This is a genomic window from Ornithinimicrobium ciconiae (genome assembly GCF_007197575.1).
Classification (GTDB): domain Bacteria; phylum Actinomycetota; class Actinomycetes; order Actinomycetales; family Dermatophilaceae; genus Ornithinicoccus; species Ornithinicoccus ciconiae.
In genome coordinates this window covers 810065-823267 of sequence record NZ_CP041616.1, presented here as the reverse complement: position 1 = coordinate 823267, position 13203 = coordinate 810065, and the positions used below count along the sequence as shown (strand labels likewise).

At 66.3% G+C, this 13203-nt stretch carries 12 protein-coding genes and 1 tRNA gene; 3 read left to right on the top strand and 10 right to left on the bottom strand.

Annotated features, from left to right (window positions below; all coding sequences use genetic code 11):
• Positions 1-520: 520 nt before the first annotated feature.
• From FNH13_RS03755 to FNH13_RS03735, 5 genes are all read right to left on the bottom strand, one after another.
• Positions 521-808 carry an SdpI family protein gene (locus FNH13_RS03755; RefSeq protein ID WP_228266688.1) on the bottom strand — a complete coding sequence of 96 codons (288 nt, stop codon included), beginning with the start codon at positions 806-808 and terminating at the stop codon, positions 521-523.
• Between the two features lie 76 nt (positions 809-884).
• The gene (locus tag FNH13_RS03750; RefSeq protein ID WP_143782237.1) at positions 885-1889 is read right to left on the bottom strand and encodes a sporulation-delaying protein SdpB family protein; all 1005 of its coding nucleotides are present in this window, start codon (positions 1887-1889) and stop codon (positions 885-887) included.
• Positions 1886-2377: an SdpA family antimicrobial peptide system protein gene (locus tag FNH13_RS19935; protein ID WP_407669968.1), complete on the bottom strand. Its 492-nt coding sequence runs from the start codon at positions 2375-2377 to the stop codon at positions 1886-1888. The genes FNH13_RS03750 and FNH13_RS19935 overlap by 4 nt, the downstream gene beginning before the upstream one ends.
• Before the next feature lie 107 nt (positions 2378-2484).
• Positions 2485-3045: a hypothetical protein gene (locus tag FNH13_RS03740; RefSeq protein ID WP_143782235.1), complete on the bottom strand. Its 561-nt coding sequence runs from the start codon at positions 3043-3045 to the stop codon at positions 2485-2487.
• A gap of 284 nt (positions 3046-3329) precedes the next feature.
• A complete protein-coding gene (locus FNH13_RS03735) occupies positions 3330-3863 on the bottom strand; it encodes a hypothetical protein (protein ID WP_143782234.1) in 534 nt (177 codons plus the stop codon).
• Between the two features lie 153 nt (positions 3864-4016).
• Between FNH13_RS03735 and FNH13_RS03730 the strand changes: the two genes are divergently transcribed.
• Positions 4017-4093: transfer RNA gene (locus FNH13_RS03730), tRNA-Phe, on the top strand.
• Positions 4094-4635: 542 nt separating this feature from the next.
• Here the strand turns inward: FNH13_RS03730 and FNH13_RS03725 are convergent.
• A complete protein-coding gene (locus FNH13_RS03725; protein ID WP_143782233.1) occupies positions 4636-5196 on the bottom strand; it encodes a dihydrofolate reductase family protein in 561 nt (186 codons plus the stop codon).
• A 188-nt stretch (positions 5197-5384) separates the two neighbouring features.
• Here FNH13_RS03725 and FNH13_RS03720 point away from each other — a divergent pair, with 188 nt between their 5' ends.
• Positions 5385-7184 (top strand): glycoside hydrolase family 15 protein, encoded by a 1800-nt coding sequence (locus FNH13_RS03720; RefSeq protein ID WP_228266577.1) that lies wholly within the window; start codon positions 5385-5387, stop codon positions 7182-7184.
• A 27-nt stretch (positions 7185-7211) separates the two neighbouring features.
• Here FNH13_RS03720 and FNH13_RS03715 read toward each other — a convergent pair whose 3' ends face one another.
• Entirely contained in the window at positions 7212-9233 is a 2022-nt protein-coding gene (locus FNH13_RS03715) for an NADPH-dependent 2,4-dienoyl-CoA reductase (protein ID WP_143782232.1), read from the bottom strand.
• Positions 9234-9433: 200 nt separating this feature from the next.
• On the opposite strand from FNH13_RS03715, the gene FNH13_RS18945 reads away from it, so the two are divergent.
• Complete coding sequence (locus tag FNH13_RS18945) at positions 9434-10243, top strand: hypothetical protein (RefSeq protein ID WP_228266576.1); 810 nt, start codon at positions 9434-9436, stop codon at positions 10241-10243.
• A gap of 40 nt (positions 10244-10283) precedes the next feature.
• Here the strand turns inward: FNH13_RS18945 and FNH13_RS03700 are convergent, their stop codons facing one another.
• The 3 genes from FNH13_RS03700 to fdhD all read right to left on the bottom strand — a co-directional run bounded on the left by FNH13_RS03700 (position 10284) and on the right by fdhD (position 13139).
• Positions 10284-11489 (bottom strand): hypothetical protein, encoded by a 1206-nt coding sequence (locus FNH13_RS03700; RefSeq protein WP_143782229.1) that lies wholly within the window; start codon positions 11487-11489, stop codon positions 10284-10286.
• 89 nt (positions 11490-11578) lie between these two features.
• Complete coding sequence (locus FNH13_RS03695; protein WP_228266575.1) at positions 11579-12283, bottom strand: Crp/Fnr family transcriptional regulator; 705 nt, start codon at positions 12281-12283, stop codon at positions 11579-11581.
• Complete coding sequence (fdhD, locus tag FNH13_RS03690; RefSeq protein WP_143782227.1) at positions 12276-13139, bottom strand: formate dehydrogenase accessory sulfurtransferase FdhD; 864 nt, start codon at positions 13137-13139, stop codon at positions 12276-12278. Before fdhD ends, FNH13_RS03695 begins: the two co-directional genes overlap by 8 nt.
• Positions 13140-13203: the final 64 nt, after the last annotated feature.

Below are 13203 nucleotides of genomic sequence, written 5' to 3'. Positions count from 1 at the left end.
AAGGAGCTCACCATCATCCGGCCCCTGTCCAAGTATGGCGTGGCCGCAGATATCCGCGTCATCGACGAGACCGAGGCACGCCGTGTCCTGGGACCACAACAACTGGCACGTGTACGAGCACGGCCAGACGTGGGTGTCTTCCCGAAGTGTCATCGGCGTGGCGGCCCTCGAACTGCCTCGCTCGGTCCGGCGCGGCTGATACATTCCCATCGTCGCTGACACACTGATACGCATCGACACCGATCTCGTCGGGGACGTCGCGGCGGACCCTGACTGACCACCGCAGGCGGCCCGGCCTAGCAGAGTTGACCTGAGGCGGCGGGCAGCCGAAGCAGCCTGAACACCAACCGCCTCAACCAAACGCGACGCGCACACTGGCTCCGTCAATCTCAGTGACTCTCAAGCCGGACGATCTCTGCAGCCAGTCGCTCGATCATCGACCTCAGTTCGCGGTCGCCTTCCTTTAAGGACCGGACCTCATCCAGGGTCCTGAGCCTCGAGAATGCGGGTCGTCGTCAGTTCACTCCGCTGACGAAGCCGCGTGCTCAGCTTTACGGAAGGCGATCAGGAAGGTAATAAGAATGGCGATTGTCGCCGCCCCCGTCCCTAGCGAGCCGATCTCAAACTGGCTCAGCCCCGAAGGCATGGCGGCGACCACACCTGCTGCGGCCAGTAACACCAGGGCCAAGAGGCAACCTGCCCGGGCAGCCGGCCAAGCAGCTCGGTGAGCTGCGGCCCAAGCCTGAGGTGATGCGACGGTCGCCGGACTTCGCATCCCGATCCAGGCGTTGGGTCCCTTGCGTTCCATGCGGGATGGCTCCAGTTGCCACATCGACCAACACACAAGCACAGCCATCCCTACGATCAGCACCACACGCCGCTCCTCATGCGCTCACACCCGCCGGCGCTTCCCGATCTCGGACCTTCACTTGGCAGCCCGCAGGAACGGTCCGACCCGATTCGTCATCAACGTGGGCCACTGAAATGAAACCATGATGGGACCCACGGTCCGACAGCGTCGCCAGAACTCCTGCGATCATGATCGCCCCGAAACTCCATAGCCCGATCGTAAAGATGATTCCGACATGGAACATGGCTGACAAAAAGAACGCCCCACGTCGATACCGGTATGGCAACAGAACCAGGATCGCGATTGAGAGTTCCAGAATCATCGATCCCCAGGTCAACCCCAGGCTGACGATAGGGATTTCAGTGAGGAAAAGGATTGGGCCGGCGAGGGGGCCATCCACCCCGAAGAATACTTGACGAGTCACATAGTATATGGCACTCCCGTCAGCCCACTCAGCCACGGAAAACTTGGCAATACTAGCCGTCACATAAATCCAAAATACCTGCACCCGAAGGCCCCACCATCCAGCCCAAGCGGCAGGCGCCAATGGCGACGGTGATGTGCCAGCAGGCGAGACCGACCAGTGGTTCCTCCTAGAGTCAGCGAGTCCAATCAACAAAAAGAACACACAGAACAACTGCGCGGCCGACTCCCCTCCGTCCGGAAGAACAATGGCAGTGGAGATCGAGAAGGTTATCCAAACATGCAAAACGGCGGTCATCCTCGGCAGCGCCCCTGAGATCACCAGCACGAGGCCCGCAATTAGGAGCCAGGAGACCCACTGAAGATCCGTGCTGCCCACTAGACAGTAAGCCGTCCAGTCGTTGAAATTTCCACACTGAGGTCCAGTCGGCGCCCCCGCTACCGGGACGATCAAGTACGAGGTCGGGGTGAAAAGTAGGACTGTAATCTGGGCAATTGCCATGAGGGACCGCGCAACGGCAAAAACACGCGATCGCCGAACGTCGAAGTCCCCGACAGCTTGGGCGATGGATGGGATGACATCGGTATTCCTGCGACGAATGGAGCTCCAAGTCACCGGGACTCCTCACATTTAGCTTCAAGCAACGTGGCCCGAACAGGCAATCGTTGGCCCTCGTACACGTCACGGAAAGACCACCGGACCGGTTCGTTCTCAACGAGGACGGACTTTCCGCAAATCGTGGGGACAGTCGAGGTGTTTACGATCTCAATCACATCAAGTTCTTCGGTCGCGCGGCGTGCGCAGTCGACCTCAGCCGTCAAGTCCCCACAGGCGACCCACGAATCTGACCCGACCACACCGACGAGGTTTGCCATCTCTGGGCCTTGGGCTCGCTGCTTACGGGCTAGACCGAACAAGTTGTCTGGGTTCGTCTGCGGAAACCGCAGTGCGGAGACAATCTCGCCGTTTCCTTCCACGCTGTATGGAGTCAATTCGTGGTACGAAGGTGGCCGAGTGAAAAATACCCAACTTTGTTGCGCCAACTCCACGCTCACTGTTCGCAGTTTGGAGCCATCCCGCGTGCTGAGAACGTTGCTCGGCATTGAGTAGAAGATCGTGAGAGCAAGCGTTCCCAAGACCAAGAGCAGTGACACCAAACCCTGCCAGCCGAGTTTTCGTTCAACTGCTTCAATGGAACCCAAATCAGACATCAGGCTGCGAGTGCCTCGGCAATACGAAGTGTGATCTCGTCCTTCTCCAAGGCCGTTGCGCGCGAATCCACGCCGTTCTTGTCGTCAAGGTAGGCAATTGGACCGACGACGAAGACCGCGGCTGCAGCGACAAAGACAAAGGTGACGCCAGCCACAGTCGCGTAGGCAGCGCCGTTCGCAACTGCCAAGCCTGTAACTGCAACATAGGCACAGGCCACTGCCCACCCGCAGCCCGCCATACCGTAGTCGCCGGTGTTTAACCGCACCTCATAAGTCTCTAGGTAGTACCCCTCATACACAGTCGTGAGGTCCATCAACGCATGCTCAACCTGCCTCGGATCTCCTGATTCAAGGGGTGCCCGGATCTCCTCGGAAAACTCGGGATAGTACTCAAGGAAGTCCACAACCAGTTCGTCGAGAATCTCAGGGTCGGTCATCGGCCGATTTGCTGCGAAACCGAGGTAGCGCAGCAGTTCGGGGTTGTCGTCGGCTACCGGCCCCTGGCCTGCCAGCAGCAACTTCAAGACGTCTCCGTCGCTGTACTTTCGGTCGATGTCCACCACACTGACGTTGTCAGCTCCAGGACGCGCTCCGTCCGATTCCGATGCTGCCATCACCGGACTACCCGCAAGAAGCAATACTGACACCAGAGTCGCGGTCAAACTGCGTTGCCACACCTGCCAGCGCGACTCAGGCTCGCCCGTGGTATGGCTCCTTGACATCTCTATCATCGTCTTCATTGCAACCCCATCCGCCCATTACGAATCTGTCCCTTGAGATCGTGCCATGCATCGGCCACCACTAAGCCTCACGCCAGTAAATTTCTAGTTCGCGTTGGCCCAGTTCACAGTAAAGCCTTGGTCAACCTCACGCCTGAGTTCCGCAGCTGTCGGGTTGACCCCAACTGACGGTGTTGATCGGGTGGGTCGGGGCCGACTTGGGTGTGCGGGCGGGCGGGCCGGGGGTGCCCGTGCAGGTCGCGGAGCACGTCGGTTGGCGTGGTATCGGCGGCATTGGCCTGGCGTTCTGGTGCGTCGGGAGTGCTCTCGCGCGCGACGGCGGCGATGGACCACATGGTGACGAGAGCCGCGAGAAAGAGCAGCACTGCTAGCGGGAGTAGCCACTGAGCACCCTTGAGGCTCGCGGCCGCCGCGCCCGCCCGACGCATGTCGCGGTCCGAGCTCTGCTCGAGTGTCTCCCTGATTTTGGTATCCAGGCAGGCAGGGCCGTGGGCGGCGCGGAGCGTGAAATAGAGGCTGACCAGGACAAGCGCCGCCGAGAGGGCCATCGCACCCGGGACGTAGGACACGATCTTGGCACTGTCACGGATGGACCGGAACGTCTCTCCGCCGAGTACGAGAGTCGCGGTGATCTTCAACGTAGTTTCCCAGCATCTTCCCATGGATGGGGTGATCCACCGTGACACCAGGCGATACGGGACGACACGCACCCGTCAGGTATAGTGATCCCGCGCCGGATCACTCCGGCGTCCTGTTTGCGCAGGTCAGATCACCTCTGGCAGCGCAGACCCGGCCAGGTAGCTCAGTTGGTACGAGCGTCCGACTGAAAATCGGAAGGTCGGCGGTTCGACCCCGCCCCTGGCCACCATTCGGTTTATCGGCATCCCGCACCCTAGTTTATGTGCTGGAAATGCCGGTTGACCTGCGAGAACGCCAACCCATCCCACAGTTGGCCGTGCCGGTGGAGGCTAGGGACTGCCGGGCCCTCGAATCATCTAGCCGAACTGATCCAGGCGTTGCTGCTGACCACGATCTGGCGAGTCTCGTCCTGGCAGGCTGTGGGCAGCGCGGTGTCATCCTGAATCAGCATTCCGGACACATCGAGCTCGTCCCCCACAGCGAACTCGTAACCAGTCCCGCACACGGTCTGAGATCTTGCATCCCAAGAGACAGGCATGGGTAGCGCGAGCGTGACGAACCTGTGGTCCCCCGCATCGTCGGCGTCAAGGACCCCTAAGCACTCGCCTCGGAGAGTGATGACCCCCTGGAGATCCCAGTTCGGCGCCATGAGCTCGCCGCGGTACTTCAGGGCGCTGCCATCAGCAGCGCACGGCGTGGACTGTATCCCCAGCACCCTGACGCACTGTGGTGTCGGCGGCGGGGGGAGGCCCTCGTTGTGACCTGGCGGGCTCAGGTGGGGCGCAGCCGGTAGGTCTGCACGACATTGCCTGCCGAGGTGCGAACGAGGTCGGTGAGGTCAAGACGGGTGGTCGGATCCTCGTGCTGGAAGAGGCGGCGGAAGGACCTGCCGGCAATCACCGGGTGGGTGACCAGCACCAGTTCGTCGAGCAGCCCGGCAAGGAACAGCTCGCGCACGATGCTGATGCTTCCCTGCACCCCGACGTCGTGCCCTTGGCTCTCCTTGAGATGGCGCACGTGGTCGTGCAGGTTGCCCTCGATCAGGTGCGAGTTCTGCCACGCCAAGGGTCCGGTGAGGGTGGTGGAGGCGACGTGCTTGGGGACCGTGTTGATGAACTCAGAGAAGGGGTTGTCCTCGCCCGGAGCTGAGTTCGGCCAGTAGCCGGACCACTCCTCATAGGTCACCCGGCCCATGATCGCCTCGTCGATGCTGCCGATCGTGCGGGTCATCAGCTCACCGAGCTCGGCATCGAAGCTGTCGAACTGCCACTGGTCTGGCCCCTCGACAGCTCCGTCGAGGGAGTGGAACAGGCCAGAAACTACCTTGCGCATGGTGCCTCCTGGGTCGTGGTGGTCCTACTCCCTGAACCGACCACTCCGAACGGTCAGACTCATCGGCGTGCCGGTCGCCCCGGGGACCACAGTCTCGCCCCGCCGACCGTTCGCCGGTTGCGGCTCCTCCCGGGAGCAGGTATGACGGAGAGCAAGCCGTCCGGCAGTGACGGCGGGACGGAGGACACGTGGCGCTGGCCATCGAGGACTACGGGGTCATCGGGGACCTGCACACGATGGCCCTGGTCGGCAATGACGGATCGATCGACTGGCTGTGTCTGCCGCGCTTCGACTCCGGCGCCTGCTTCGCCAAGCTGCTCGGCACCGACGAGAACGGCTACTGGCACATCGCCCCGGTCGGAGCCGATCGGTGCACCCGCCGGCACTACCGAGGCGACTCCCTGGTCCTGGAGACCGAGTGGCAGACCCCGGACGGAACGGTGCGGGTCATCGACCTCATGCCGGTGCGGGACGACGCCGCTGACGTGGTGCGCATCGTCGAGGGGGTCTCCGGCCGCGTGCGGGTCCGCAGCGACCTGCGGCTGCGCTTCGACTACGGCAACATCGTCCCCTGGGTCAGACACCACGGCAGCCAGCTCTCGGCCATCGCTGGCCCCGACTCGGTGTGGCTGGACACCCCGGTGGAGGTCCACGGGCACGACCTGATGACCACCGCCGAGTTCGAGGTCTCGGCCGGTGAGCGGGTGCCGTTCATCCTCACCCACCACCCCAGCCACGAGAAGGAGCCGAGGCGTCGGGACGCCGAGCGTGTGCTGGCGCACACCGAGGCATTCTGGGCGGAGTGGATCTCCCACTGCGACTACGGAGGGGGATGGTCCGATGCCGTGCGCCGCTCGCTCATCACGCTCAAGGGCCTGACCTATGCGCCCTCGGGCGGGATCGTCGCCGCCGCGACGACGTCACTGCCCGAGGATCTCGGCGGTGTCCGCAACTGGGACTACCGCTACTGCTGGTTGCGTGATGCGACGTTCACCCTGCAGGCCCTGCTGGGCACCGGCTTCGAGGGCGAGGCACTCGCCTGGCGGGACTGGTTGCTGCGAGCGGTTGCCGGAGACCCCGCCGACCTGCAGATCATGTATGGCATCGACGGGCGGCGGCGACTGCCTGAGTACGAGCTCGACTGGCTCGCTGGTTATGAGGGGTCTCCCCCGGTCCGGGTGGGCAACGGCGCGGCCGGACAGTTCCAGCTGGACGTCTGGGGGGAGGTCCTCGACATGCTCCATGTGGCCCGCGAGACGGGTCTGTCCTCCGCACCCGACGCCTGGGACCTGCAACGGGAGATGCTGGACTTCCTCGAGGGCAACTGGCAGCAACCGGACAAGTCCCTGTGGGAGATCCGCGGTCCGGACCGACAGTTCGTGCACTCGAAGGTGATGGCGTGGGCGGGGATCGACCGGGCGGTGCGGGCGGTTGAGGACTTTGGGCTGGAGGGCCCGGTGGACCGGTGGAGAGCACTGGCCGGAAGGATCCACCACGAGGTGTGCACCGAGGGCTTCGACGCCTCACGCGGGACCTTCACCCAGTTCTATGGCTCTCCCGGGCTGGATGCCGCCCTGCTGCTCATGCCTCAGGTCGGGTTCCTGCCGTGGGACGACGAGCGCGTCGTCGGGACTGTTGAGGCGGTGCAGCGGGAGCTCACCGAGGGCGGGTATGTGCTGCGTTATCGCACCGAGCACGGGGTGGACGGCCTGCCCGGGGAGGAGGGCGCTTTCCTGCTCTGTAGTTTCTGGCTCGCCGACGCCCTCGTCGGCATCGGCCGGGTGGACGAGGGGCGCGAGCACTTCGAGCGCCTGCTGGCCCTCCGCAACGACCTCGGCCTGCTCTCTGAGGAGGTTGACCCGGCGACGGGACGCCACCTGGGCAACACGCCTCAGGCCTTCAGCCACGTGGGACTGGTCAACACCGCCCGCCATCTGAGCGGAGCCTCGCCCGGGCACGGTCTGACCAGTCCGCAGCGTCCCGCCTGAGTCGTGCCCGCCGGTCTGGCCGAAAACTCAGAGGGTGGCGGCCAGCTCAGTGCCTTGGCGGATCGCCCGCTTGGCATCCAGCTCAGCCGCCAGGTCGGCCCCGCCGATGACGTGCACAGACCGTCCGAGCGCGGCCAACTCCGCGCCGAGGGTGTTGACCGACTCCTGACCGGTGCACAGCACGATCGTGTCAACCGCGATCGCGGTGGGATTCCTGCGCTCCGGGCCGTGGGTGATGTGCACCCCGAGGTCATCGATCCGCTCATAGTTGATGCCGGTGTGCTGGTGCACACCCTTGGCCTTGAGGGAGGCGCGGTGCACCCAGCCCGTCGTCTTGCCCAGGCCCTTGCCGATCTTGCTGTCCTTGCGCTGCAGCAGGTGCACCTGGCGGGGCGAGGGCGTCGGCAGGGCTGGGACCAGGCCACCGCGGGCGACCTCCGGTGAGCCCACGCCCCACTCCGCCATCCAGGCCTCCACACTCACCGGGCTCGGACCGCTGTGCGTCAGGAACTCGGCGATGTCCACACCGATGCCGCCGGCGCCGAGCACGGCGACCCGCTCCCCCGCTGGCCGCCGGTCGAGGACCAGCTGCGCATAGGTGAGCACCGTCGGGTGGTCCACGCCGGGGATGTCCGGGATGCGAGGGGTGACACCGGTCGCGACGACCACCTCGTCGAAGGACATCAGATCCTCGACCCGGGCACGCCGCCGAAGGTGCACGGTGACACCCTCGAGCTCGAGCCGTCGCCGGTAGTAGCGGATCGTCTCGGCGAAGTCCTCCTTGCCGGGAATCTGCAGGGCGATGGCGAACTGTCCCCCGATGTCGGAGGAGGCTTCGAACAGCTCCACCTGGTGTCCGCGCTCGGCAGCCGTCACGGCGGCGGCCAGGCCCGCCGGCCCGGCCCCGACCACGGCGACCGACTTCACGGTGCGAGCTGGCCCGAGCACCAGCTGCGTCTCGTGGCCGGCCCGCGGGTTGACCAGGCAGGTCGCGGTCTTCCGCGCAAAGGTGTGGTCCAGACAGGCCTGGTTGCAGGCGATGCAGGTGTTGATCTGGTCTGCCCGCTGCTCCATGGCCTTGGCCACCCAGTCCGGGTCCGCCAGGAAGGGTCGGGCCATCGAGACCAGGTCCGCACTGCCAGAAGCCACCACGTCCTCCGCGAGGTCGGGCATGCTGATCCGGTTGGAGGCGATCACCGGGAGGCTGACCTCGGGCCGCAGCTGCGCGGTGACCCGGGTGAAGGCGCCCCGCGGCACCGAGGTGACGATCGTGGGCACGCGTGCCTCGTGCCAGCCGATGCCGGTCGACAGGATCGTCGCCCCCGCCGCCTCGACCTCCCGTGCGAGAGCGACGGTCTCGGCCCAGGTCTGACCATCGGGCACCAGGTCGAGCAGGGAAATCCGATAGATGACGATGAAGTCGGGTCCGACCGCCTCACGCACCGACCGGACGACCTCGACCGCCAGGCGGAGCCGCTTTTGCGGCGAGCCGCCCCACGCATCGGTCCGGCGGTTGGTGCGCGGCGCGAGGAACTGATTGATCAGATAACCCTCCGAGCCCATGATCTCCACACCGTCATAACCCGCCTCCTGCGCCAGTGCCGCGCAGCGGGCGTAGGCCGCCACGGTCGCCCGCACACCCCGTCCGGTGAGCGCCCGCGCCCGGAACGGGGTGATCGGGGACCTGCCTGCCGAGGCGGAGGCCGCCAGCGGGTGGTAGCTGTAGCGCCCGGCGTGCAGGATCTGCAGCGCGATCTTGCCGTCCCACGCGTGCACGGCATCGGTGATCACGCGGTGCTGGGCCAGTTGCCGCCTGCTGATCAGTGCCGAGGCCCCCGGATAGAGCGATCCGGTGAGGTTGGGCGCATAGCCTCCGGTGACGATCAGCGCGACACCTCCTCGCGCGCGTTCGGCATAGAACGCGGCGAGCCGGTCTGCGTTGGCGCCGCGGTCCTCCAGGCCGGTGTGCATCGAGCCCATGACCACGCGGTTGCGCAGTTCGGTGAAGCCCAGGTCAAGTGGCTCGAGCAGGTGGGGGTATGCCGTCACCCGGCTCAGCCTACCGACGCTGGTTACCGCGGGGTAACGCGGTGGGGTGCGCCTGCGGCGCCCGAGTCGTTTCTACCCGGGAGATGGAACACCGGTCTGCCCGGGAGATGGAACACCGGGCGGGTCCCATCGCGTCTCCCAAGGTGAGGGGGCCAGGGCGGCCCACGGGAGAGCGGGGAGGCAGCATGAAGATCAGACGGATGAGCACACTGCTCAGTGGGGCAGCACTGATGGTCGCACTCGGTGGTTGTGGCGCCGACGAGGCACCAAGCACGGACCCTGGGCCCACTGCGCCTACCGCATCGAGCGAGCCCGCAGAGCCGACCACGGGGACGCCGTCTGAGTCCGCTGAGCCCACCGAGCCAGCTGACCCGACCACGCAGGCACCCACCGCGACCGAGGATCAACCTGACGGGGACCTACCGACCAGCGCCACGGCATACGCCGATGCCTTTATCCAGGCCTGGCGCGGCGGCGACCCCGCCGAGATGGAACAGTTCGCGACCGACGACGCGATCCACGCCCTGGCGGGGTTCACCCCCTGGGGCGGGGCCGAGTGGCTCCACGTGTCCAACGAGCCGGTGGACGGAGCGGAGATTTCCGGGACGATGGTGCACTATCGGACCGCGGACAACCAGCTCCTCACGATCTCGGTGGACAACGCGATCGTCGAGGCCGGTGGCGAGCGAGCCGTCCTGATGGCGGACTACTCGCTGGGCGACTACCCGGTCCCGGACACCGTCGACGACTATGCGCAGGCCTTCCTGAGCGCCGTCGGCACGGACGACACCGAGTTCGCCCTGCGTCTCGGGCCCGTCGACGGCTTCGCGAGCACCGAGCTGTGGAGCCACCTGACCTACGGGATGATCGATGTGTCGGACGCCGGTGACGGCGAGGCCCTGGTGACCGTGCCCTTCCAGGAGGGTGGCGAGCTGCAGCTCACGATCGCGGTGGCCGCCGCCGAGGACGCACAGCCGCACGCCATCACCTCGGTCGTGTTCGTCGAGTAGGGCGGCACCGGCCCGGACCGATCGCCGACCCGGAACCTGTTCAGAGGTCCTTGAGCATCGAGGTGACGAACGTGCGGGCGTCCTCGTCGGTCTCCAGCGGGGGCAGGTCCGGGTCCGGCGACTCCTCGGTGGCTTTCCGGGCCAGAAACCGGATCATGGACCACGGGCTGGCCAGCCAGGACAGGTCGAGCATCTCCTCGAGCTCGGCCGCAGTGGCAGCGACGTCACCTGTGGGGACCTCGTCGGCCGCGTGCTTGGCCGCCATCTGCTCCCGGTGCTCGATCATCGTCTGCTGCTGGCTCAGCCACAGGTCGACCTGCTGGTCCACCATCTCGTGCCTGCGGCGTCGCCACGGATCTGAGCTGACGAGCAGGTCAAAGATCCACTTCTCCTCGTCCCACCACCGTCCGCTGTCGCCGAAGGTCACGGCAGGAGTCACGGGCGGCCACGCCGCACCGACTGCTGGGAGCGCATCGAAGGCTTCCGCCAGTGCCCTCGTGCCACGCCCCGTCCACCAGGGTCGGGCGTCGACCGCGCTGACCACCTCGTGCAACCGGGTCCTGATCAATTCAGCACCCACCCGGATCCGCTCCAGTTCCCGCTCGGGGGCCCCGTCGCCCCTGGGGTCCTCGTCCAGGTGGCTGAGCCGGTCCGCGACCTGCTCCGTCTCGCTGGTGAGCAGGTGCCGAAGGGGGATCGACAGCGGCACCAGCAGCGGCGCAACCACCGGCTTCCAGAGGCCCCTGCCCACCACCCGCAAACTCACCCGGAGCTGTTCGCCGGCCTCGGCAGGGACGACCCGCGCTCGCAGCCTCAGCAGGAGCCAATCGAGCGTGATCTCGACGTCCAGCAACTGGTCCCGTTCGGGCCGGAACCCGGCCGTGACCGCAAGGTGCTTGAGCGTGCTGGTGGCGCTCAGCGACCGGCAGCTCTCCAGGCTGTCCAGGTGCAGCTCCACGCGTCGCTGTGGATCGGCGCTCTCGTGATACTCCGCAAAGACATCGCGTCGCCCCGTGCGCCCGCCGATGCCTCCGCCGGCCCGGCCCCGCGCAAAGCCCTCCGGCGGGATCCAGTGATAGATCGCTCCCGGGCGCAGGTGCTGCCCCGACACCAGCGTGAGGTCGTCACTGTCCGCGAACCCGTGCCTCGCGTCCTCGGCCTCCTCCAGGGTTTGCCCCAACCCCACCTCATCGGTCATCACGTGGGTCCACCACGCCTGCCACCCCTGCCCACTCGGCCAGGTCACCGGAGCCCTCGCTGTCCACCGCACCCCCCGATCCTGCCACCGCACGGTCCGAAGACCCGGTGGTCTTCCCGGTCGACCGGCAGCTCGTATCAGTCCGCCAGCGACAGCAGCCGGTCCAGGTCAAGTAGCCGCACGGTGCGGGGGCCGTGTTGCTCAATCACTCCGGCGTCCTGCAGACGCCGCAGCTGTCGGCTCAACGACTCGGGCGTGGTGTCCAGCAGTGAGGCGATGTCCTTCTTGGCCAACGGCAGGCGCAACGTCATGGCGCCGTCCGGCTCGTGATGGGCGGGCAGGTCCACCAGATAGCGGGCCAGTCGACCCCCGACCTCCACGGAGGTCGCTGCGGCCAGGCGTTCCTCGGTCTGCTCGAGCCGACGGCTGACCCCCTGCAGCATCCGCAGACCGATGCTCGGGTGCCGCGTGATGAGCTGGCCGACATCCTGGTGACGGAAGACGCACATGCTGCCCGCCTCCAGCGCCGTCGCGTAGTGATCCGGGCGTCCGCCGTTGAGGAAGGCCGACTCCCCCACGAACTCTCCCGGCTCGAGCACCCGGATGATCTGTTCCTGGCCGTCGACCGAGATCCGGCTGATCTTCAACAGGCCGGTGTGCACCACCATCAGCTGCGACACGTCGTCCCCGGCGGAGTAGATCCGATCACCCCGGGCGACGCGGACCGGCCGGGCCAGCCCGGCGACCGCCACCTGCTCCTCGTGGGTGAGCGCCTGAAAGAGCGGCACGCGGGCCACGCACAGGTCGTCGGAGGGCTCTGTCACGTCGGTGATCTCAAGCACGCGACACACCTTCCTGCCCAGGCTCCGCCGCCAGGACGATGACGCGGTCGGGACGGGTATAGACATTGAGCGTCTCACCCCTGTTGAAGCCGATCACGGTCACCCCGAGGTCCGCGCCCAGCTCCACCGCGAGCGCTGACGGCGCCGAGACCGCCGAGAGCACCGGGATCCCCGCCATCGCGGCCTTCTGGACGAGCTCGAAGGAGGCCCGGCCGGAGACCTGCAGCACCGTGCCGGCCAGCGGCAGGCGGTCCTCCAGCAGTGCCCACCCCACCACCTTGTCGACAGCGTTGTGCCGGCCCACGTCCTCGCGCAGACACACCAGCTCCCCGTCGCTGAACAACCCGGCCGCGTGCACCCCGCCCGTGCGATCAAAGACCGCCTGCTGGGTGCGGAGCTGCTCCGGCAGTCCCAGCAGGGTCTCCAGGGGAAGGGCCAGGCAGTCCTGGCTGACGTCATACGGGGAGGACTTGCGCACTGCCTCGATGGAGGCGGTGCCGCACACCCCACAACTGCTCGAGGTGTAGACGTGCCGCTCCAGTGACACGTCCGGCTGCGGCACGCCTGGTGCCAGCCGCACATCGACGATGTTGTAGTCGCGCTCGCCGGTGGCCGCAATCGCCGCGCGATAGTCCATGGACCGGATCTGCTCCCGGTCGACGACCACGCCCTCGCTGATCAGGAAGCCGGCTGCCATCTCGAAGTCGTGGCCCGGTGTGCGCATGGTGACGCTGAACGAGCGGCCGTCGAGGCGGATCTCCAGGGGCTCCTCGCCAGCGAGCGTGTCGGCACGCACCCGGGTAGCCCCGTCACGTCCGAGTCGGGTCACCCGCCAGGACTTGGTCACACGTGCCATCGCTCCATTGTGCTGCACCGGCCCCCGGCCCGGGCATCGATCCACGCAAGACCTGGTGATCGAG